Here is a 21,324-nt window from a genome sequence, read left to right as displayed (position 1 = left end):
CCTTTTCCTACTCTCAAACGAATTATAAGCAAATAAGTAAAAGGAGGGGAAAGCTTGATTGATTCAAATAACCTAGAATCAAGAGTAGTTGAAATCTACAATTTGTATTACTTAGACGTTTATAGATTTCTTGTTTGTTTTACGGGAAGTCAAAATGATGCTGAGGATTTGACCCAAGAAGTATTCATTCGTGTATTAAAAGGTTTATCGAATTTTAATGGTAACTATCATTTAAAAACATGGATTTTTTCAATCGCAAAACATGTGGCAATAGATCACTACAGAAAGAAAAAGTTTGCCTCACTATTTAAGGACGGTTTTTTTAATCACTTATCATCGAATGAAAAGAAGCCTGATGAGGAATTTGAGGTAACAGAATTAAAACAATTTATTCATGAAGCTATTGCTAAATTAAAACCTAAATACAGAGCGGTAGTCATTCTTCGAGGTATTAATGAATTTTCCATAAACGAGACTTCGGAAATTCTTCAATGTAGTGCGGCGAAAGTAAAAGTTGATTATCACAGAGCCCTAAAAGAGCTTAAAAGAAAACTGAATATTGAAATAGAGGGGGTTTTGACAAATGCAAAATGAAAAAGACTTATTTGATATGCTGAAAGAAATGTACCCTCAACATCCTAGAAAGGAGTTTGTTTCTACAACTGAGAATACTCTTCGACAACGAGCTCGAAGCATGGGTAAAAAAAGAATCTTCACAAAATTCTCTGTGATAACAAGTGGTGTTTTAGTTTGTGCATTTATTTTTTCATGGTTAATCTCCTTAAATGGAAGTGGCACAGTTACAGAGGTAGCCCAAAGTGATGGAGGAGCGTCATTGTCTTATGCAATGGAAGAAAAGAAACCTGTGGTATATATTTATCAATCACATAACAGGGAATCATTTTCCCCGGGGCTTCCTGAACAGCAGGCGTATAGAGAGCAGCCGCCATATAATGATACTAAAAATGTAACATTGGTAGGTAAAGAGTTAAGTAGAGCATTAAAGGAAATGCAAATTAATTCAATACATGATGAGACTGATATAGCCGGAATCCTAGAAAGAAGAGGTTTACATTTTCCGGATTCATATAAAGTGTCACGAGAAAATTTACAAAAAGTTTTAGCTGAAAATGACAGTATTCGCATGGTTTTTGATATACATCGAGATTCTATAAAAAGACGAGATTCCACAATTGAAATTAACGGACAGGATTACGCAAGAATTAAATTTGTCGTATCAAAAACGAGTGGAAACTTTGAAACAAATAAAACATTTGCCACTCAGCTTCATGAACAACTAGAAGAATTATATCCGGGACTATCAATAGGTGTAATAGAAAAAGAGGGCAATCCTCCAAATACCTATAATCAGGATCTCCATGATAATTCAGTATTATTAGAAGTTGGAGGTATCGAAAATACCTTGAAAGAAACGTATAGAACAATGGATGTTTTTGCAGAAGTTCTAAAAGTTATTATTGAGAACAGTAAATAAGCCTTGAATTATTGATGAAAAAAGAGCGTGTTTAAACATTGCAGACACGCTCTCGTTTAGTTCGGTGTAATTTTTACGAAGCTCAATACTTTTTCATTATCTTTAAAAGGAGCCGTTCGAATTTTACTTTCACGATTAGGGCGGCCATTATCATGGAACATTAACCACAGCTCATCATTTCGTATTTCATAGCCAATGAGAGGTACCCAATGATAGGCGAAGGCAGATTTTTTATCGCGCCAATTTAGGCTGAAATATCGGTCAAAGCGTATTGCGACAGGACGGCCTGCATCGATTTCTTGCATAGCTTCCTTTAAAGTACAATCGCGAATTTCCCATGTTGGACGAAGCCGGCGAAGATTGAGAATTAGACGCCATTTAAATAACCCGATTTTTGTGCCACCGAGAAGTTTATAAAGCTCATTTACCGAAGGAGCTTGATCTTCTAGATAATTTAAGACTACGTGGACAGTTGTAGGACCACAAGCTGAATTACGGTATTTTGGTGAAATGGATACATCATATTGAGACTTTCCAAGTAACGACAATGGCTGGCGCATCATAATCTCCTTTCTAAAAAGAGCCGCATTTCAAAAAGAAATGCAGCTCATTTTTCCATTATTGTTGTGTTGATAAGAATTCCGTTACTTGTTGCTGACGCTTCGCTTTCGCCACAGATTAGTAGCTCTTCTACATTAACTTTGCTATTTTAGTCTAGTTAATTATTGTTGAGCAGATAAGAATTCTGTAACTTGTTGCTGACGCTTCGCTTTCGCACATAAAACATTTGTGGCTTGCGCTTCGCTTTCGCCACAGAGCAGTAGCTCTTCTACATTAATTATATTGTTTTTAGCCCAGTTAATTATTGTTGTGCAGATAAAAACTCTGTAACTTGCTGAGGTGTTTTAGCATTTGCACTATGTAAGTGTGCTAATTTTTCACCGTTTTGGAAAATTAGTAGGCTTGGAATACCCATTACATCATATTTGTCAGCGATTTCTGGAAGCTCATCGCGGTTAAGTTCATACCAGTCATATTGGTTGTACTCTTCGATAATTGGATCGATGAACATATTGATGCGTGTGCAATCTGGGCACCATCCAGCGTAAAATTTCACTAGAACTTTTTGATCACCTGAGATCAGTTCATTAAATTGTTCAGCAGTTGTAATTGTTTTCATTAGTATTTCACTCTCCTTGCTTTCCATTCTACACATTTTTCCCTTAACCTGAAAGTTTTCTGTTTGGAATTGTCGCTATCTACTTATTGTCTTATTTTCGCTCGTAAAAAACAAAAAAAGTTGTATATTGCAAAAATAATTGGTGAAAAAAGATTGCTAAATCATACAAAATAATCTAAACTAATAACAGAAAAAGTAGTTTTATCTTTATTCAGCAGAAGATATTTACCTCTAAATCAAAATGGTAGCTGAATGAAGGTAAGCCTCAGTCGTATGTCACAGATTACGCCTAAAATTATCTGGACAAAAATACACTAAGGCAAACTTGATATTTTTTTGGCCAAAAAATGAATGGCTATTCATTCAATGGGAGAATAAGGGGGAATTGCTTGTGACTTACAACATTAAAAAAGCGGCTGTTCTAGGTTCTGGGGTAATGGGCTCTGGAATTGCAGCACATTTAGCAAACATCGGTATTCCAACAATATTATTAGACATTGCACCGAAGGAACTAACAAAAGAGGAAGAAGCGAAAGGTCTTTCCTTAGAGCATCCTGCTGTAAGAAATCGTATCGTTAATGGAGCTCTTCAAAAGTTATTAAAGCAAAAGCCAGCACCACTTACTTCTAAGAAAAATTTATCACTACTAACGGTTGGTAACTTTGAGGACGATTTAGAGAAATTAAAAGATGTAGATTGGATTATTGAAGTTGTCGTAGAAAATTTAGCGATTAAACAAAACCTATATGAAAAAGTTGATGCTGTTCGTAAGCCTGGAACAATTATTAGTTCAAACACATCTGGCATAAGTATCGATGCAATGGCAGAAGGGCGTTCAGAAGATTTTAAAAAGCATTTCCTTGGCACTCACTTCTTCAACCCACCACGCTATTTAAAATTACTCGAAGTCATTCCGGCAAACACAACAGCGCCAGAAGTTGTAAGCTTTATGAAAACATTTGGCGAAGATGTGCTTGGAAAAGGTGTCGTACTTGCTAAGGATACACCGAACTTCATTGCCAACCGTATCGGAACGTACGGCTTACTAATTACTTTACAAGAAATGATGAAGGGTAGCTATTCAGTTGGTGAGGTGGATTCTGTAACTGGTCCACTAATCGGTCGTCCAAAATCTGCAACATTTCGAACGTTGGATGTTGTCGGTTTAGATACATTTATCCATGTAGCGAAAAACGTCTATGATCAAACAACTGGTGACGAGCAGCAAGTATTTGCAGTACCAGAATTCCTACAGAAAATGGTTACAAACGGCTGGCTAGGAGCAAAATCAGGTCAAGGGTTCTTCTTGAAGCAAGGTAAAGAGATCCTTGAAATTGATCCAGACACACTAGAATATAGCCCAGCAAAAAAATTAAAAACACCTTCTATTGAAATGGCAAAACAAACTCGTGGGTTAGCAAATAAAGTAAAAGCACTAACATATGCGAAGGATCGTACAGGAGAGTTACTATGGGGTATCTTCGCTCCAACGCTAATTTACTCTGCACAGCTACACGGTGAAATTGCTGATGATATTGTTGCGATTGACAATGCTATGAAATGGGGCTTCGGTTGGCAGCAAGGGCCATTTGAAATATGGGATGCAATTGGCGTCAAAGAGTCAGTAGCTAAAATGGAGGCTGAGGGTCGTGAGGTGCCAGCATTTGTTAAAGATATGTTAGCAAGCGGCTTTGAAACTTTCTATTCGGAAATTGACGGCGACCTAGCGTATTATAATGGCTCTGAATACGTAAAAGTACCAGCTAATGAAAAGGAAATTAACTTAAAACGCTATAAGAAAAAACACGGTGTTATCAAATCAAATGCGGGTGCTAGCTTAATAGATTTAGGTGATGGAATTGCATTACTTGAGTTCCATTCCCAATCAAATGCAATTGGCTTAGATATTATTCAAATGATTAACTTTGCAATCGATGAAGTAGAAGCTAACTATAAAGGCTTAGTCATCGGTAATCAAGGGAAAAACTTCTGTGTGGGTGCTAATCTAGGAATGATTTTAGTAGAAGCACAGGATGATAATATTTTTGAGCTAGATTTCGTTATTAAAGCATTCCAAGATGCGACGCAAAAGATTAAATACTCTCGCAAGCCTGTTGTGGCAGCACCTTTTGCTATGACACTTGGTGGAGGAGCAGAGGTTTGCTTACCAGCTGCACATATTCAAGCAACAATGGAAACGTATATGGGCTTAGTAGAAGTCGGCGTAGGGTTAATTCCTGGCGGTGGCGGTAATAAGGCACTTTACCAAAAATTCATCAAAGGATTACCAAATGGCGTAGAGGTAGACTATCAACATATTGCTAATAAAGTATTTGAAACAGTTGCAATGGCAAAAGTTTCGACTTCTGGTGAAGAAGCACGTGAAAATAACTTCTTAAATTTTGCTGACGGGATTTCTGTTAACTCAGATCACCAACTATATGATGCAAAACAAGCTGCACTAGCGCTTTATGAGGCAGGCTATCAACCACCTGTACCTACGAAAGTTCCTGTAGTCGGTGCATCAGGCTACGGTACGCTACTAATTGGTGCGCAAGGAATGTTTGAATCAGGCTATATTAGTGAACACGATTTAAAAATTGCTAAAAAATTAGCGTATGTCATTGCTGGTGGTAAAGTTCCATATGGCACATTAGTAGATGAACAATACCTATTAAACCTTGAGCGAGAGGCGTTCCTAAGCTTAGTTGCAGATCCGTTATCTCAACAAAGAATGCAACACATGCTTTTAAAAGGGAAACCACTACGTAACTAACTATAAGACTGAATTAACCATACTTGCACATGAAACAAAGGGGGATTAATACGATGCGTGAAGCCGTTATTGTAGCAGGAGCACGAACTCCGATTGGAAAAGCGAAGAAGGGTTCTTTAGCAACCGTTAGACCAGATGATTTTGGAGCGGTAGTTGTCAAAGAAACATTGAAAAGAGCGGGCTATGAAGGTCCGATTGACGATTTGATTTTAGGGTGTGCAATGCCTGAAGCTGAGCAGGGCATGAACGTAGCACGTAGTATTGGAGCGCTTGCCGGGTTACCAGATACAACACCAGCGCTAACAATTAATAGATTCTGTTCATCAGGTTTACAGGCAATTGCTTATGCAGCAGAGCGTATTATGCTAGGACATTCTAAGGCGATTCTTGCTGGTGGAGTAGAGTCAATGAGTATGGTGCCAATGGTAGGTAATACACCTCGCTTAAATCCGACTTTAGCAGAAACCGCTCCCCAATATTATATGGGGATGGGGCACACAGCTGAGGAAGTGGCACGTCAATACAATGTAAGTAGAGAAGATCAGGATGCATTTGCTGTGCGTTCACATGAGCTTGCTGAAAAAGCTATTAAAGAAGGTAAATTTAATGATGAAATCGTACCAATCGAAGTGGAGCAGCATTATGTAGATGACAACAACAAACCACAGGTGAAAAAATTCACTTTTAGCATGGATGAAGGTGTACGTCCAGGTACATCTGTAGAAGGTTTAGCGAAGCTTCGTCCTGCCTTCCACGTAAAGGGTAGTGTTACAGCGGGGAATGCTTCTCAAACTTCTGATGGTGCAGCGGCAGTACTTGTGATGGATCGTGAAGAAGCGGAAAAGCAAGGCCTTACTCCAATGGCGAAGTTTTTAGGCTTTGCAGTTGGTGGTGTACCTCCTGAGGTGATGGGTATTGGACCAATCGTGGCAGTACCTAAAGCACTTGAAATTGCAGGGTTAGCAATTGATGACATTGATTTATGGGAAATTAACGAAGCATTTGCGTCACAATCCTTACAGGTCGTACGTCATTTAGGCATTGACCAAAATAAAGTAAATGTCAATGGTGGAGCAATTGCCGTTGGTCACCCACTAGGTGCAACTGGAGCCATTTTAACATTAAAGCTTATTCATGAATTGAAGCGCCAAGGTAAGAAATATGGTGTCGTGACAATGTGTATTGGTGGCGGTATGGGTGCTGCAGGAGTATTTGAAATTCTATGATTTTTGCTAGATCAGCTTGGAGTGTAGCGTTTCCGGTTGCCTCCGAACACAGTGCTTCAAGCTTTTCTATATATTGGGGAATAAAGCCATTAATAATAGATGCATAGGGAGGAATTTAGAATGACAGAAAAAACAACGGATTTCATTAAAGGCGGCGGATTTATTATTGAAGATGTGGAATTAGATCGTGTATTTACACCAGAAGATTTCACAGATGAGCATAAAATGATTGCTAAAACAACTGAAGAGTATGTAGCCAATGAAGTGTTACCAGTCGTAGAAAATTTAGAACACCATGAATTTGAGCATTCGGTTCGTCTTCTAAAAAGTGCTGGTGAGCTCGGCTTACTAAGTGCAGATGTACCTGAAGAATATGAGGGTCTAGGATTAGACAAGGTTTCTTCTGCTTTAATCGCAGAAAAAATGTCAGTTGCTGGTGGATTCTCTATTACGCATGGTGCACACGTAGGTATTGGCTCTTTACCAATCGTACTTTTCGGAAATGAAGAGCAAAAGCAAAAGTATTTACCAAAGCTTGCGTCAGGTGAATTAATTGCTGCTTACGCATTAACTGAGCCAGGATCAGGTTCTGATGCATTAGGTGCAAAAACAACTGCAAAGTTAAATGATGCAGGGACACATTATATTTTAAATGGTGAAAAGCAATGGATTACAAATGCAGGCTTTGCAGATGTATTTGTTGTTTATGCAAAAATTGATGGCGATAAATTCTCAGCATTTATCGTAGAACGTGCCTTCAATGGCGTTTCAGTTGGCGCAGAAGAGAAAAAAATGGGTATCAAATCTTCATCGACACGTACATTAATCCTTGAAGATGCAGAAGTACCTGTAGAAAACCTTTTAGGTGAAATAGGTCGCGGACACGTTATTGCTTTTAATATTTTAAATATCGGCCGCTATAAATTAGGGGTTGGAACAATTGGTGGCTCGAAGCGTGCATTAGAACTAGCCATTCAATATACAAACCAACGTCAGCAGTTTAAAACGAAGCTGTCTGATTTTAATCTAACAAAAGAAAAATTATCGACAATGGCTTCACAATTATATGCGTCTGAGTCATTAAACTATCGTACAGTAGGTTTATTTGAAGACCGTTTAAGTCAGCTAAGCCCAGAAGAGCAAAAGCAAGGAAAAGTTATTGCTAGTGCAATTGCTGAGTATGCTATTGAATGTTCTATTGCTAAAGTATTTGGTTCTGAGACTTTAGATTACATTGCAGATGAAGCGGTTCAATTACACGGTGGTTACGGCTTTATGGCTGAATACGAAGTAGAACGTATTTACCGTGATTCTCGTATTAATCGTATTTTTGAAGGGACAAATGAAATTAACCGCATGATTGTACCAGGTACATTTATGAAAAAGGCATTAAAAGGTGAATTGCCATTACTACAAGTTGCTCAAAATTTACAACAAGAGCTTCTTATGCTAATGCCTGAAGATATAGGCACAGAGCCGCTAGCACAGGAAAAATATCTTGTGAAAAATGCGAAGAAAATTGCTGTATTAGCAGCAGGTTTAGCAGCACAACGCTACGGTGCAAAGCTTGATCAAGAGCAAGAAGTATTGGTGAATATTGCAAATATCGCAAACCAACTATTCGCAATGGAATCAGCAGTATTACGTACAGAAAAAGCGATTGCTCGTGATGGTGCTGAAAAAGCTCATCAAAAATTACTTTACACTCAGATCTTCTGCCAAGAAGCATTTGCAGAAATTGAAAAAGAAGCAAAAGATACGATTCTTGCTTCAGCAGACGGCGACGCAGCACGCATGACATTGTCTGCACTACGTAAATTAACTCGCAACAACCCATACAATTTAATCGCGAAGAAACGCGAAGCTTCTGTTAAATTAATTGAAGCAGAAAAATTTGTAGTTTAATAGAGCAGACTAACCTGGCTATCCGCATAGATGAGATAGCTAGGTTTTTTGTTGGGAATAAAAGTAAAGTTCTTCGGCCAAACGAGGGGTTGATTTCCGTTCCGGCTGGGCGCTTTGTAGCTGTCGCTTTGCTTTCGCTACAGAAAACATTTGTTGCTGCCGCTACGTTAACACTACGCTTTCGCACAGAGCAAAGCTTCCTGGGGGCGTCCGATGAGCCGCTTCACTCGCGATGCTCGCTCCAGGGTCTCATCTGTGACACTGTGATCCAAGGAGTCGCCCAGCCTCCACTCCAATCAACTGATTCACATGACATATGTTTTAACAAAAATATCATTCAACTTTTGAGTTTTATCGGAACACTTTTACGTTTTATCTACCAACTTTTGAAATTTATCGACCAACTTTCACGTTTTATCACCTAACTTCTGAATTTTATCGACATCCACCTTCCAAAGAGCAAAAAAGGATTCATACACAAAACTGTGTGTGAATCCTCTGACTGTCGTTTTATAGCAAAAGAGTTTCGTCTGTGCGAAAGCGGATTGACAGCAACAACATGTTTATCAGCGCGAAAGCGGACCACTCCAAAATGCCAATCGCTGATAACATCAAGAAAATCGCTGATAAAATGCTGAGAATCGCTGATAACATCAAGAAAATCGCTGATAAATTGCCGAGAATCGCTGATAACAACATGATAATCGCTGATAAATTTTCGAGAACCGCCGATAGCATCATGAGTCGCCCAGCCTCCACTCCAATCAATTACTTCACTTAGTATATATTTTCTGCCATTTTATAATAATTTACTTATGTGAAAGCACAATCGTCGTAACTATTATAGAAGAGCAATCATTACGTTCACTTTTAAAATGCATAAATTTTATAAAAGTTCTACACTATTGCTGATTGGAGTGGAAGGCTACTCGACTCCCTTGGGAAAGCGAGACAGGCGAGACCCTGAGGCCAACACGATGTTGGTCACGAAGGCATTGTCACAGGACGTGACGCACTTAGCCTTCGTTCCTTTAGCGGAGGAAGCGGCTCGACGCTCGCTCACAGGAAGTTTTGCTCTGCGCGAAAGCGAAGCGTCAGCGACAAAGCGCCCAGCTGGAACGGAAATCAACCCCACGCTTTGGCATAATGAGTTTCATTTTGGCTCGTAACGGTTATGATGGTATACTACAGAAAATGAGGGAGACACTGAAAATGTAGTGTCCTAATAATGATAGTAGAGGAGCCTATAAATGACGATTCAATTTATTCATTATCCAAAATGTACTACTTGTAAAAAAGCTCAAAAATGGCTAAATGACAATAAGATTTCATACGAAGAGGTACACATTGTCGAACAACCGCCTACAAAGGACGAATTATCAAACCTATGGCAAGCTAGTGGACAACCGTTAAAGAAATTCTTTAATACTTCTGGTATGAAATATCGTGAGCTTGGCTTGAAGGATAAGCTTGCTGATATGACTGAAGAGGAGCAGCTTGAATTGCTTGCTTCAGATGGTATGCTGATTAAACGTCCAATTGTAACAGACGGGAAAAAAGTAACTTTAGGGTTTAAAGAATCAGATTTTGAGCAAGCTTGGAAATAACCCTATTTATCCTTGTTTTTATAGGAGAAGTATGGCAAACTGAAAGTGAATATACTACATATTTTATGGAGGGGTTTATTGCATGAGCACACCAAAAGACTTACGTTACTCTGAAGAGCATGAATGGGTAAAATTAGAAGATGGTAAAGTACGTATCGGTATTTCTCACTTCGCACAAGCTGAACTTGGAGATATCGTTTTCGTTGAACTTCCACAAGTTGGCGACGAAATCAAAACTGATGATCCATTCGGTAGCGTTGAATCTGTAAAAACAGTTTCTGAATTATACGCACCAATCTCAGGTACAGTAGTTGAAGTAAATGCAGATTTAGAAGATAGCCCAGAATTCGTTAATGAATCACCATATGAAAAAGCTTGGATGATCGTTGTAGAGCCTGCTGATGCATCAGAAGTTGAAAAACTTATGACAGCTGAGCAATACGAAGAAATGATTGCAGAATAAGACAAGCCTGAATTAGAAAAACGTCGGAAACTACCGACGTTTTTTATTATCTTCATTCATCCCGCTACTATAACAGTGAGGAGAATGCAAGTATATTCCTTTATCAATAGGTGTCTAACTGTATCAACGATCAAGTTTATTGATATAATGAATTATAAGGGATATGTCTAAATGGGGGTGGCGTGATGGTCGAGGGAAAATGCTTAATTGTCGAAGGCCGATCGGATAAGCTTCAAATTGAACCTATTTTAAATGAAGATGTTAAAATACTTTGTACGAATGGTACAATTGGTGTGCATCAATTAGAAGAGCTACTTGATCCATACGAGGGTTGTGAGCTTTATACGTTTTTTGATGCAGATACATCGGGTGATAAACTACGAGCATTAATGGACAGACATTATCCAGAGGCTGAGCATTTACGTACGATGCCAACATATAAGGAAGTTGAGACAACTCCGAAGAAGGTGTTAGCAGCGATATTGCTTCGTGCACACTTCTCAATCCATAATGAATATATTTTGTAAGGTTGCGTGAAAAATGATGGAAGAATGGTCAAAAGAGCAGTGGGACGCGGTTGTCCAGTCAGGTGAAAAGGCTGCCTTTTATTTATATACGCCAATGTGTGGAACGTGTGCAGTTGCATCGAAAATGATGACGGTTGTTGAGCAATTGCTACCACAGCTACAAGTAGGTAAAGCGAATATTAATTTTTTCGAGCAAATAGCTTATGATAATAAAATCGAAAGTGTACCATGTTTACTCGTATGTGAAGGCGGAAAAGTAACAGAAAAAGTTTATGCCTTTCAATCCGTACCATATTTATACGAATTGTTAAAAAACTAATTGACTGAATATTAATCGCGTGGTAAAGTAACAAATATATTAAAAAACAATAAATATATCGAACTCTTATAAAGAGCGGCGGAGGGAAGTGCCCTATGAAGCCCAGCAACCATCACAATGTGAAAAGGTGCCAAATCACCCAAAGATTTATCTTTGAAAGATGAGAGAACGGTTTAGCGTATAAGTTACGTGACCCCTTCTACTTGTCTATAAGTGAAGGGGTTTTTTTAACTTCTATCAACACACGACTGAGTGACCAACATCACGTTGGCCGCAATTATGCGAGGCATAATTGATATAAGAAAAGGAGAATTCGCTATGATTAATCTTCAAAATATTACGAAGAAATACAAAACTACGAATGGCGAATTAACTGCAGTTAAAGACGTCAACCTTTCTATTAATAAAGGTGAAATTTTTGGCATTATCGGCTATAGTGGCGCTGGTAAAAGTACAATGATTCGATTGTTAAACGGTTTAGAAAAGCCTACATCTGGTAGGGTGACAGTTAACAATCAAGAATTTTCATCCATAAAGGGGCAAAAGCTCAGAGATGCTAGACAAAAGGTCAGTATGATTTTCCAACATTTCAATTTACTTTGGTCTAGAACCGTTGCGGAAAACATCGCTTTCCCACTAGAGATAGCAGGTGTTCCAAAGGCACAACGTGAAGCACGTGTGAAAGAATTGATAACACTTGTTGGTCTAGATGGACGCGCTAAGGCGTATCCATCACAACTATCAGGGGGGCAAAAGCAACGTGTAGGTATAGCTCGTGCGCTTGCTAATAACCCAGAGGTACTGTTATGTGATGAGGCAACATCTGCACTCGATCCGGAGACAACAGATGCTATCCTTGATCTACTTGTCGATATTAACGAACGATTAGGTCTAACGATTGTGTTAATCACACATGAAATGCACGTTATTCGCAAAATTTGTCATCGTGTAGCGGTTATGGAAGCTGGAGAAATTGTAGAACGTGGTGAAGTATTACAAGTATTCCAAGCTCCACAAGCTGCCATTACGAAAAAATTCGTTTCTCAAATTACAGATACGAAGGAAACACAGGAAACCGTGGCACAAATTAAAGCAAATTATCCTAATGGACAACTTGTTAAGCTAATCTTTGTAGGAGAAAAAACAGAGCAGCCTGTCATTTCGCATCTTGTGAAACAGTTTGATGTAGAAGTAAGTATTGTACATGGTAATATTTCGCAAACGAAAAATGGCGCGTACGGTACACTTATTGTGCAAATTGATGGCTCGGAGGCCAATGTTACTGCTGCACTTAGCTACTTAAATACAGTCGAAGTACAAACGGAGGTGATTGCAAATGCTAACTAGTCTTTTTCCGAATGTCGACTGGGAAAAAATGTGGGACGCTACGTATGAAACATTGTACATGACAACAATTTCTACGGTTATCACATTTATACTTGGATTAATGATTGGAATCTTATTGTTTTTATCAAGTCCCAACCAACTATGGGCCAATAAAATTGTGAACTTTTTAACAGGCTCAATCGTTAACATTTTCCGTTCGATTCCATTTATCGTTTTGATTATCTTGTTAATTCCATTTACGAAATTTTTACTTGGCACAATTCGTGGCGCAGATGCGGCTTTACCAGCACTAATTATTGGAGCTGCACCATTCTATGCACGAATGGTATTAATTGCTTTACGTGAAATTGATAAAGGTGTTATTGAAGCAGCTCGTTCAATGGGTGCCAAAACGTCAACGATTATTTGGAAAGTATTAATTCCAGAATCGTTACCAGCGCTTATTTCTGGTATTACTGTAACGGCTGTAGCACTTGTTGGCTATACTGCGATGGCAGGTATTATCGGTGCAGGTGGTCTAGGAAACTTAGCATTCTTAGATGGTTTCCAACGTAATCGCACAGATGTAACTTTAATGTCGACTATATTAATCTTAATAGTTGTATTTGTTATTCAATGGATTGGCGACATGATTACGATCAAAACAGATAAACGCTAAAGAAGCGCTAATAAAAATTGTGACAAAAAGAGTATCCAGTTACGAACATCTAAGAGGTTATCTCGGTTTTATACCGCTAACATATGTAAATAAGAAAAAAGGGAGAGTAATAAAATGAAGAAGTTATTAGCAGGATTATTTTTATCAGTATTAGTACTAGCTTTAGCCGCTTGTGGTGCTGGTAAAAAAGAAGATACAAGCTCAGGCTCATCATCTAATGATAGTAAAGAAAAAGTAACGTTAACAGTAGGTGCTTCGAATACACCTCATGCGGTTATTCTGGAAAAAGCAAAACCAATTTTAGCTAAAGAAGGTATCGATCTTAAAATTGAAAAATATCAAGATTATGTATTACCAAACCAAGATTTAGAATCTGGCGATCTTGATGCAAACTACTTCCAACACATCCCTTATTTAGAGAAAGAAATTAAAGAAAAGGGTTATGATTTTGTAAACGCTGGTGGTATTCATATTGAACCAATCGGTATCTACTCTAAAAAATATAAATCTCTTGAGGATTTACCAGAGGGTGCAACAATTTTACTTTCTAACTCTGTTGCAGATCACGGGCGTATGCTTTCATTATTAGAAGCTAAGGGTTTAATTAAACTTAAGGATGGAGTAGATAAAACATCTGCTGAACTTAAAGATGTTAAAGAAAATCCTAAAAACTTCAAATTCGATGCAAATACAGCGCCTGAAATGCTTGTACAAATGTATGAAAATAATGAAGGTGATGCAGTTCTTATCAATTCTAACTACGCAATCGACAACGGACTAAATCCATTGAAAGATGCAATTTCTCTAGAAGATAAAGAATCTCCTTATGTAAACATTATCGCTGTTCGTGCTGGTGATGAATCAAAACCAGAAATTAAAAAATTAGTAGAAGTATTAAAATCTAAAGAGATCCAAGATTTCATTCTTGATGAATGGAAAGGCTCAGTTGTACCAGTTAAATAATTAAAATTATCGAAAAGGGTATGTAAGTTATAAAGCTTACATACTTTTTTTCTTGCCTAAAAAGAAGTCTTTTATCAGAAAAAAGTTTTTTAACAAAGTGCTTCTTCTGTTGTGGTTTATAACAAAAATATAATATATTTTAAAAGTAATCGAATTACCATAAATTTTGTATAGAAATTGTTAAGCCATCTTTATTACTATAGTTGTTGTGTTTATAATTCAAGAGAATAATAGAAAAATAATGAGGGAGAATGAAATACTTCTTACATCAACTGGAGTGAATACTAATGAATAAATTAATCATTGCAGAAGAACTCATGCAGGAGCATGAGGTGAAGGGCTATTTTGAGATTTTGCGTGAGAGTGTTATTCGCTCTCGTTTAACAATGACAGCAGTCTTTTTTAAATTAGCTAATTCCTCACAAGGCACTGGTATAGAACGTGATCATGTGAATCATCAAATTTCAGCATTTCTAAAATCAAAAATACGAAAAACAGATTTACTTTTCCAATTAGCAGATGGCGTGCATTGGGGAATATTTTTTCTGCAAAGTAGTGAAGTAGAGGTAAAGGCGTTTTTAAAACGGATTTTTGCGATTCTTAAGCAAGAAAGGGAATTTCGGCAAATAGCTTTAAAAGCCTCCATTACTGAAATTAGAAATAATAGCGTTACCTTTGAAACTTTGTTAGACAAAAATAAGCAAAAACTAGCGAATGGTGAACAGCCGACTTGGTCAATAGAACAGGTTACAGATTATTGTGTACAACCAACTGAGCAAGTAAAGGTAAGTATTATTGAACAAAATGCAATCTTTAGAAAAGTATTAGAAACAACAATTAATCACTTAGACATTCCTCATTTTACTTTAGATGTTGCTACCTATGAAGATGGCTATAGTTTTTTGCAGTCCGATAGCTATAAAACAGGCCATATGCATTTAGTTGTGATGAATGATATTTTACCACGTAAAAATGGCTTAGAAATTTTGCACATTTTGAGAGAAATGCCGAATGAGAAAAAATTCATCATTTATATGATGTCAGAACGAAACTCAGAAGGGGCGACACTTAATGCTTATGAAGGTGGCGTCGATGAATATATTGTAAAACCTTTTAATTTACGTTTGTTAGAAGCAAAAATTAGGCGAACTTTTGCGAGGTTTTGGCTATGATGCAGCTATCGATTTCTTTTCTTTTAACCGTCATTGTTGTTTTATTAGTAGTTCTATTTTTATTTATGATCTATCTACTTTTTCAGCGCCAGCAGGAGATTCGTTATGCAGCAACGCGTGATACTTTTTTACAAAACTATTCACAAAACTGGTACAACTATTTAATCAATGATGAAAATTTCTCTATGGTCCTTGTACCCCGTGGAAAAGCTCAAGTAGCAGCTATAGAAATAATCTTTTCATCTTATTTGAAAAATATATTGGATGAAAAAGTTGAACATAAAATCAAAGAGTTTTCTAATCTCTATTTAAAAGAGTTTTATGAAAAGGATTTATCAAGTAAACGATGGAGTATTAGGATGAATGCTTTATATCGTATTGCTGATTTACAAATAGAGGCATTATTAGGAACTTGTCAACAATTCGAGAAAACCAAAATTTCGGAGGAGGAATATTTTCAGCTGTTAAAAATATATTCTCTCTTCCAACCAGAATTGTTTATCGGAAAAATTAAAGAATCGAGCGTCAATTACTCTGAAAGCGAATATAGAAGATTATTTGTATTGTTAGAGGATGACGTATTTATTCGATTATTTGAAGACTTCGATAGCTGGACAAAGAATATCCAATTTGCTGTAATTGATACTGCAGCTGTAAAAAGAAATATGCAATATATTGATCGGTTAAAACAGCTATTAAAACATGAGATTCCAGAAATACAAATAAGAGCATTAAAGGGTCTTTATGAAATTGGTGTAATTGATGAAATCGATCCGTATGTTTCATTTGTAACATCAGATATGTGGGAAGTAAGATTAATGGTTGCGAAAATCTTTAAGCATGTGCCACTCAACTATTCCTATACTTATTTAGAACAGCTTCTTCAAGATGAAAATTGGTGGGTACGCTCACAGGCAGCTAAAACAATTGCAGAAAATAAAGAAGGAATTGCAAAATTACAGCAATTTATGGAGTCCTCAAACGACCAATATGCAATTGAAATGGCACAGGAAACAGTAGTCAGAAAGCAGGGGAACAAATGAAAATATTTTTAGATTATTGTATGTGGTTCTTTGGCGGCGTTATTCTGTTCTATATGTTATTTGTTATTGTTTCATATTGCACAATGTTTGTGATTGCCATGCTCACTTTGCGAAAACGCTATAAATTAGATCCCTCGGAGTATGATGATGCACATATTGATGCCTTCTACTCAAAACCAGTATCCTTATTAGTCCCTGCTTACAATGAAGAGATTGGGGTTGTAGATACAGTCTATTCATTGTTGAATTTACGATATCCGCAAACGGAAATTATCATTATTAACGATGGTTCTACTGACTCTACACTGCAAACCGTAATCGAGCATTTCCGAATGAAGCCCGTTGATAAAATTGTTCGTACAAATATCCCCACAAAACAAGTGAAACAAATTTATGAATCTGAAATCTACAAGAATTGTATTTTAGTAGATAAAGAAAATGGTGGTAAGGCAGATGCATTAAATGTAGGTATTAATGTTTCACAATATCCTTATTTTTGTTCTATTGATGGTGATTCAATCTTAGATGAAAAATCATTGCTTCGTGTGATGAAGCCGATTATTTTATCTGATGGTGAAGTGATTGCGGCTGGAGGGAATATTCGAATTGCCAATGGAGCGAAAATGCAGCTTGGTTCCGTTTATGAAACGCACTTACCAAATAATTATTTAGTAATTATGCAAATAATAGAATATTTGCGAGCTTTTTTAATGGGGCGAATAGCTTTAAGTAAATACAATCTTGTGCTTATTATTTCGGGAGCATTTAGTGTCTTTTCGAAAGAGTGGGCTGTGGAAGCGGGCGGTTACTCGACGAATATTATTGGAGAAGACATGGAGCTTGTCGTGAATATTCATCGTTTGATTAGAAAGAAAAAAGAAAATAAACGTATTGAATTTGTACCAGATCCTGTGTGTTGGACTGAAGCACCTCAGACATTAGGGGTATTACGAAATCAACGTAGACGTTGGCATCAAGGATTGTTTGAAAGCCTTTGGAAGCATAAAACGATGACATTGAATCCGAAATATGGCTTGATAGGGTTTATTGCATTTCCCTATTTTTGGCTTGTGGAATGCCTAGGACCAATTGTTGAGCTAGGTGGTTATATTTATATCGTTGTAGCATTTTTCTTAGGGAAAATCTATTATGAAGCAGCGGTAATGCTGTTGCTGCTCTTTGTTATTTATGGAGTTATTTTTTCAATAGCATCTATATTATTCGAGGCATGGGCCATGAATACTTATCCTAGAAAAAGAGAGTTATTTCGAATGATACTTTTAGCATTTACTGAAATTTTTTGGTATCGACCACTCACTCTTTTATGGCGCTGTGAGGGATTAGTTCGGTTTGTGCTAAGAAAAAGCGATTGGGGTAATATGAAGCGTGTCGGCATCGCTGAAAAGGAGAAAAGTGTATGAAGCGAATATATATAGGGGTTATAGCCATTTTAATTCTCATTATCACACCTATTGCATGGTGGTATTTGAGCGCTGAAAAACCGCTGAACGTCGCGATCCTAGATAAAACGGTTCCGAATGAAACCTATCGAGAGCATTTAGGTGTGAACTGGTTTTTAAACCACTATAAATACACAATCGATCATCATCCATATGATGTACAAAAAAATTACTTTGGTACGATTCCCAATGATCAAACGAAAAAAGTGTCAGAAAAAAAGTTTCCGACTGACTATAGTAATTATGATGTTATTTATTTGGCAGATACGTATGGTGTTTATAAGGATGATTTAAATGAGGAAAAGCGTCTAGGTAAACGCTCAGAAAAAATTGTCGGCGGCTTAGAAATGGATGAATGGCAGTCTATAGTAGGCCGTTTAGCAAGCAATAAGAAAAGTATGCTAATAGCTGAATACAATTCATTTGCGTCACCAACATCAGAAGCAGTTAGAAAAGAACTACAGGATTATTTAGGGATTTCATGGTCTGGATGGATTGGGCGTTATTTTGATGAGCTTGACTATCATAAAAACTCAGAAATTCCACAATGGGTCATAGATGAACATGGTGATAAATGGCCATATAAGGGCGGCGGTTTTCTTCTATTTAATGAAATTACAGAAAAGCTCATTGTGTTAGAAATGGACAAGCATGTAAAAACAGAAGGTATTCAGGTGCAATTTACTGAACAAGGGAAAAAATTCTTTAATACTTCTGCTAGTGCGGAATATGGCTATTGGTTTGATATTATCACGCCTAAATATGCGGAGGATGCACTCGCTAATTATAAATGGGACTTAACAAAAGATGGGGCAAAACTATTAGAGGACAACGATATTCCTCAGCAATTTGCGGCGATCGTTTCACAGGATAAACGCAACACTACAAGCTATTATTTTGCTGGAGACTTCAACGATATGTCACGTGTTCCGTCTCTTTACAAAATAAAGGGATTACCGACCATTTATAAATATGCTGAGAAGTATGCAGATAGTTCATTCTACTGGTCGATTTATATACCAGTCATGCATAAAATTTTTGAAACGTTTGAGCAAAAAGAGGTTAAAGAAAACGTTAATCATGAAAAATTAAATTATAATGCACGTATTCAAGGTGAATCATTTGAAGTCTTACGTGATGGAAAGTGGGAGCCACTAGTCTTTAAGGGCGTTAATATCGGTATGGGTAAACCTGGAGCATTCCCTGGTGAGGCCGCTATTACGGAAGAAGAGTACTATCGATGGTTCCGTCAAATTGCTGAGATGAATGCCAATACGATTCGTGTATATACATTACACCCACCAGGTTTTTATCGGGCACTTGCTAAATATAATGAAGAAAATCCAGATAAACCACTGTATGTATTGCATGGTGTATGGATTAATGAGGAAGGCTTGGCTGATTCACTGGATGCCTATGATGAAGCTACCTTAAAGGATTTCCAAGTAGAAATGAAGCGCATGGTAGACGTTATCCACGGTAATACTTATGTGAAGCCTGTAGCAGGACATGCCTCAGGATTATATGATGTTGATGTTTCAAAATATGTTATTGGCTGGGTGCTTGGAATAGAATGGTATCCGCATATGGTTGTCGGTACGAACGAAAAGCACGCTAATATAGGCGAATACAATGGCAAGTATTTTGAAACGAAAAATGCTGCACCATTTGAGCATTGGTTAGCAGAGCAAATGGATCTTATTACTGTTTATGAGAAGGATAAATACAATTGGCTCCGTCCAATGAGCTTCACAAACTGGGTAACAACCGACTTACTAGATCATCCATCTGAACCTTCTGAGGATGAAGATTTAGTAGGAGTCAATCCAAATGTCATCTATACGAAAGGTGAAATGCAGGCACCAGGACAATTTGCTTCCTATCATGTTTATCCATATTACCCTGACTTCTTTAACTTCGACCAAAAATATTTAAATTATAAAGATTTCCGGGGCAATAAAAATAGTTATGCAGGTTATTTAAAAGATTTACATCAAGCTCATCGCATGCCTGTTCTTATTGCGGAATTTGGAATTCCAGCAGCGCGTGGTATGACACATGAAAATGTTTACGGCTGGAATCAGGGGCATATGTCCGAACAGCAGCAAGGTGAAACACTTCAACATTTATATGAAGATATTATGCATGAAGGCTTGCTAGGAGGTCTTATCTTTACATGGCAGGACGAGTGGTTTAAGCGAACGTGGAATACGATGGATTACGATGATCCAAATCGTCGACCATTTTGGTCCAATGCACAAACGAATGAACAACAATTTGGCGTATTAAGCTTTGATAGATTTAAAGTAAAAGTAGACGGCAATACAAAGGAGTGGAAAGGTACACAAATGTACAATACCTCACCTTCAGCTTCAACAGATTTTGCTGTCGATTACGATGAAAAATATTTGTATTTCAAATTAAAAAGCGATGTTTTAGAAAAAGCCTCCCCTCGTATTTTACTTGACGTAGTACCAAATCAAGGGAATACTTCGGCAACATCAATAAAAGATATGACGTTTTCAAATGGTGTAGATTTTATTGTTGAATTAAATAAAAGTGGAGACTCACGAGTTGTCATAGATGAATACTATGATTTCTATGATTATTTTTACGGTCATAATTTAAATATGATTCCGCCTCGTATGGCAGTTCCGACAAAAAATAGTGGTAAGTTTGCACCGATATACTATGTGTTAAATAAACAACTATTCTTACCAGAGCAAAACATTACTACCGACTTTAGTGCTTATGAAACAGGGAAGCTGCTTCAAGGGAATGCCAACCCAAAAGCAAAAGATTATAATTCATTAGTAGACTATACATGGACGAATGATAATGTTATTGAGCTACGAATTCCTTGGCTACTGATCCAAGCAAAAGATCCAAGTCAACGTGAGTTTATGGGAGATCTATATAAGGATGGGAAGGAAGTTTCGACTAAAGTCGATAATATTTATATTGGTGCTGTCTTTGTAGATAAGGATGGCAAGGTTGTAAAATCTCTACCAGAGACCGACGGCCATGTCTTACCTGCTCTCTCAGCTTATTCTTGGGAAAAATGGCAAACTCCTAAGTATGAAGAGCGTTTAAAACAATCATATTATATTTTACAAAAATTATTTAAAGATTAATCAATTATGCCTCGGCATAATTGCGTCCGGAATCGGCTTTGTGCTTAGG

20 protein-coding genes and 1 riboswitch are annotated in these 21,324 nt (G+C 37.3%); of the genes, 17 read left to right on the top strand and 3 right to left on the bottom strand.

Going from position 1 to position 21,324, the window contains the following annotated elements:
• Positions 1-54 precede the first annotated feature (54 nt).
• Both ACQKMV_RS07480 and spoIIP read left to right on the top strand, forming a co-directional pair.
• Entirely contained in the window at positions 55-594 is a 540-nt protein-coding gene (locus ACQKMV_RS07480; protein ID WP_427503184.1) for an RNA polymerase sigma factor, read from the top strand.
• The gene (gene spoIIP, locus ACQKMV_RS07475) at positions 584-1,495 is read left to right on the top strand and encodes a stage II sporulation protein P (protein ID WP_427503183.1); all 912 of its coding nucleotides are present in this window, start codon (positions 584-586) and stop codon (positions 1,493-1,495) included. Before ACQKMV_RS07480 ends, spoIIP begins: the two co-directional genes overlap by 11 nt.
• Positions 1,496-1,551: 56 nt before the next feature.
• Here spoIIP and ACQKMV_RS07470 read toward each other — a convergent pair whose 3' ends face one another.
• Positions 1,552-2,055 (bottom strand): C39 family peptidase, encoded by a 504-nt coding sequence (locus ACQKMV_RS07470; RefSeq protein ID WP_427503182.1) that lies wholly within the window; start codon positions 2,053-2,055, stop codon positions 1,552-1,554.
• A gap of 302 nt (positions 2,056-2,357) precedes the next feature.
• A complete protein-coding gene (locus ACQKMV_RS07465; protein ID WP_328008647.1) occupies positions 2,358-2,702 on the bottom strand; it encodes a thioredoxin family protein in 345 nt (114 codons plus the stop codon).
• Between the two features lie 364 nt (positions 2,703-3,066).
• On the opposite strand from ACQKMV_RS07465, the gene ACQKMV_RS07460 reads away from it, so the two are divergent.
• The 3 genes from ACQKMV_RS07460 to ACQKMV_RS07450 all read left to right on the top strand — a co-directional run bounded on the left by ACQKMV_RS07460 (position 3,067) and on the right by ACQKMV_RS07450 (position 8,582).
• Positions 3,067-5,451 carry a 3-hydroxyacyl-CoA dehydrogenase/enoyl-CoA hydratase family protein gene (locus ACQKMV_RS07460; protein WP_427503181.1) on the top strand — a complete coding sequence of 795 codons (2,385 nt, stop codon included), beginning with the start codon at positions 3,067-3,069 and terminating at the stop codon, positions 5,449-5,451.
• Between the two features lie 53 nt (positions 5,452-5,504).
• Positions 5,505-6,677: an acetyl-CoA C-acetyltransferase gene (locus tag ACQKMV_RS07455; protein WP_427503180.1), complete on the top strand. Its 1,173-nt coding sequence runs from the start codon at positions 5,505-5,507 to the stop codon at positions 6,675-6,677.
• A 120-nt stretch (positions 6,678-6,797) separates the two neighbouring features.
• On the top strand, positions 6,798-8,582 hold the full coding sequence (locus tag ACQKMV_RS07450; RefSeq protein WP_427503179.1) for an acyl-CoA dehydrogenase family protein: 1,785 nt from the start codon (positions 6,798-6,800) through the stop codon (positions 8,580-8,582).
• A gap of 510 nt (positions 8,583-9,092) precedes the next feature.
• Here ACQKMV_RS07450 and ACQKMV_RS07445 read toward each other — a convergent pair.
• Positions 9,093-9,323 carry a hypothetical protein gene (locus ACQKMV_RS07445; protein WP_427503178.1) on the bottom strand — a complete coding sequence of 77 codons (231 nt, stop codon included), beginning with the start codon at positions 9,321-9,323 and terminating at the stop codon, positions 9,093-9,095.
• A 236-nt stretch (positions 9,324-9,559) separates the two neighbouring features.
• Here ACQKMV_RS07445 and ACQKMV_RS07440 point away from each other — a divergent pair, with 236 nt between their 5' ends.
• From ACQKMV_RS07440 to ACQKMV_RS07385, 12 genes are all read left to right on the top strand, one after another.
• Positions 9,560-9,751 (top strand): hypothetical protein, encoded by a 192-nt coding sequence (locus ACQKMV_RS07440; RefSeq protein WP_427503177.1) that lies wholly within the window; start codon positions 9,560-9,562, stop codon positions 9,749-9,751.
• 81 nt (positions 9,752-9,832) lie between these two features.
• A complete protein-coding gene (locus ACQKMV_RS07435) occupies positions 9,833-10,189 on the top strand; it encodes an arsenate reductase family protein (RefSeq protein ID WP_427503176.1) in 357 nt (118 codons plus the stop codon).
• Positions 10,190-10,271: 82 nt separating this feature from the next.
• Complete coding sequence (gene gcvH, locus ACQKMV_RS07430; protein WP_427503174.1) at positions 10,272-10,652, top strand: glycine cleavage system protein GcvH; 381 nt, start codon at positions 10,272-10,274, stop codon at positions 10,650-10,652.
• Between the two features lie 185 nt (positions 10,653-10,837).
• Positions 10,838-11,179, top strand: a complete 342-nt coding sequence (locus ACQKMV_RS07425; RefSeq protein ID WP_053484239.1) for a toprim domain-containing protein — start codon at positions 10,838-10,840, stop codon at positions 11,177-11,179.
• A 16-nt stretch (positions 11,180-11,195) separates the two neighbouring features.
• Positions 11,196-11,498 (top strand): thioredoxin family protein, encoded by a 303-nt coding sequence (locus ACQKMV_RS07420; RefSeq protein WP_427503383.1) that lies wholly within the window; start codon positions 11,196-11,198, stop codon positions 11,496-11,498.
• A gap of 63 nt (positions 11,499-11,561) precedes the next feature.
• A riboswitch (SAM riboswitch) is annotated at positions 11,562-11,665 on the top strand.
• 151 nt (positions 11,666-11,816) lie between these two features.
• Positions 11,817-12,845 (top strand): methionine ABC transporter ATP-binding protein, encoded by a 1,029-nt coding sequence (locus ACQKMV_RS07415; protein ID WP_427503172.1) that lies wholly within the window; start codon positions 11,817-11,819, stop codon positions 12,843-12,845.
• Complete coding sequence (locus ACQKMV_RS07410) at positions 12,835-13,503, top strand: methionine ABC transporter permease (RefSeq protein WP_427503171.1); 669 nt, start codon at positions 12,835-12,837, stop codon at positions 13,501-13,503. The genes ACQKMV_RS07415 and ACQKMV_RS07410 overlap by 11 nt, the downstream gene beginning before the upstream one ends.
• A gap of 114 nt (positions 13,504-13,617) precedes the next feature.
• Positions 13,618-14,466, top strand: a complete 849-nt coding sequence (locus ACQKMV_RS07405) for a MetQ/NlpA family ABC transporter substrate-binding protein (protein WP_427503170.1) — start codon at positions 13,618-13,620, stop codon at positions 14,464-14,466.
• A gap of 287 nt (positions 14,467-14,753) precedes the next feature.
• On the top strand, positions 14,754-15,638 hold the full coding sequence (locus ACQKMV_RS07400) for a response regulator (protein WP_427503169.1): 885 nt from the start codon (positions 14,754-14,756) through the stop codon (positions 15,636-15,638).
• Entirely contained in the window at positions 15,635-16,681 is a 1,047-nt protein-coding gene (locus ACQKMV_RS07395) for a HEAT repeat domain-containing protein (RefSeq protein ID WP_427503167.1), read from the top strand. The genes ACQKMV_RS07400 and ACQKMV_RS07395 overlap by 4 nt, the downstream gene beginning before the upstream one ends.
• Positions 16,678-18,102: a glycosyltransferase family 2 protein gene (locus ACQKMV_RS07390; RefSeq protein ID WP_427503166.1), complete on the top strand. Its 1,425-nt coding sequence runs from the start codon at positions 16,678-16,680 to the stop codon at positions 18,100-18,102. The genes ACQKMV_RS07395 and ACQKMV_RS07390 overlap by 4 nt, the downstream gene beginning before the upstream one ends.
• Positions 18,099-21,275, top strand: coding sequence for a hypothetical protein (locus ACQKMV_RS07385; RefSeq protein ID WP_427503165.1), 3,177 nt, complete (start codon positions 18,099-18,101; stop codon positions 21,273-21,275). The genes ACQKMV_RS07390 and ACQKMV_RS07385 overlap by 4 nt, the downstream gene beginning before the upstream one ends.
• Positions 21,276-21,324: the final 49 nt, after the last annotated feature.

Origin of the sequence: Lysinibacillus sp. NPDC094403 (assembly GCF_050278745.1) — a bacterium.
Classification (GTDB): Bacteria; Bacillota; Bacilli; order Bacillales_A; family Planococcaceae; genus Lysinibacillus.
The sequence above is the reverse complement of the archived record's forward strand: the minus strand, read 5'-3'. Positions and strand labels throughout refer to the sequence as shown.

Excerpts from the sequence above, each read along its gene's own strand:
- ACQKMV_RS07435 (WP_427503176.1), top strand. The coding sequence starts at position 9,833 with ATGACGATTCAATTTATTCATTATCCAAAATGTACTACTTGTAAAAAA.
- ACQKMV_RS07405 (WP_427503170.1), top strand. The coding sequence starts at position 13,618 with ATGAAGAAGTTATTAGCAGGATTATTTTTATCAGTATTAGTACTAGCT.
- ACQKMV_RS07390 (WP_427503166.1), top strand. The coding sequence starts at position 16,678 with ATGAAAATATTTTTAGATTATTGTATGTGGTTCTTTGGCGGCGTTATT.
- ACQKMV_RS07450 (WP_427503179.1), top strand. The coding sequence starts at position 6,798 with ATGACAGAAAAAACAACGGATTTCATTAAAGGCGGCGGATTTATTATT.
- ACQKMV_RS07455 (WP_427503180.1), top strand. The coding sequence starts at position 5,505 with ATGCGTGAAGCCGTTATTGTAGCAGGAGCACGAACTCCGATTGGAAAA.
- ACQKMV_RS07440 (WP_427503177.1), top strand. The coding sequence starts at position 9,560 with ATGTTGGTCACGAAGGCATTGTCACAGGACGTGACGCACTTAGCCTTC.
- ACQKMV_RS07410 (WP_427503171.1), top strand. The coding sequence starts at position 12,835 with ATGCTAACTAGTCTTTTTCCGAATGTCGACTGGGAAAAAATGTGGGAC.
- ACQKMV_RS07445 (WP_427503178.1), bottom strand. The coding sequence starts at position 9,323 with ATGATGCTATCGGCGGTTCTCGAAAATTTATCAGCGATTATCATGTTG.
- gcvH (WP_427503174.1), top strand. The coding sequence starts at position 10,272 with ATGAGCACACCAAAAGACTTACGTTACTCTGAAGAGCATGAATGGGTA.
- ACQKMV_RS07400 (WP_427503169.1), top strand. The coding sequence starts at position 14,754 with ATGAATAAATTAATCATTGCAGAAGAACTCATGCAGGAGCATGAGGTG.
- ACQKMV_RS07425 (WP_053484239.1), top strand. The coding sequence starts at position 10,838 with ATGGTCGAGGGAAAATGCTTAATTGTCGAAGGCCGATCGGATAAGCTT.
- ACQKMV_RS07385 (WP_427503165.1), top strand. The coding sequence starts at position 18,099 with ATGAAGCGAATATATATAGGGGTTATAGCCATTTTAATTCTCATTATC.
- ACQKMV_RS07415 (WP_427503172.1), top strand. The coding sequence starts at position 11,817 with ATGATTAATCTTCAAAATATTACGAAGAAATACAAAACTACGAATGGC.
- spoIIP (WP_427503183.1), top strand. The coding sequence starts at position 584 with ATGCAAAATGAAAAAGACTTATTTGATATGCTGAAAGAAATGTACCCT.
- ACQKMV_RS07465 (WP_328008647.1), bottom strand. The coding sequence starts at position 2,702 with ATGGAAAGCAAGGAGAGTGAAATACTAATGAAAACAATTACAACTGCT.
- ACQKMV_RS07395 (WP_427503167.1), top strand. The coding sequence starts at position 15,635 with ATGATGCAGCTATCGATTTCTTTTCTTTTAACCGTCATTGTTGTTTTA.
- ACQKMV_RS07470 (WP_427503182.1), bottom strand. The coding sequence starts at position 2,055 with ATGCGCCAGCCATTGTCGTTACTTGGAAAGTCTCAATATGATGTATCC.
- ACQKMV_RS07420 (WP_427503383.1), top strand. The coding sequence starts at position 11,196 with ATGGAAGAATGGTCAAAAGAGCAGTGGGACGCGGTTGTCCAGTCAGGT.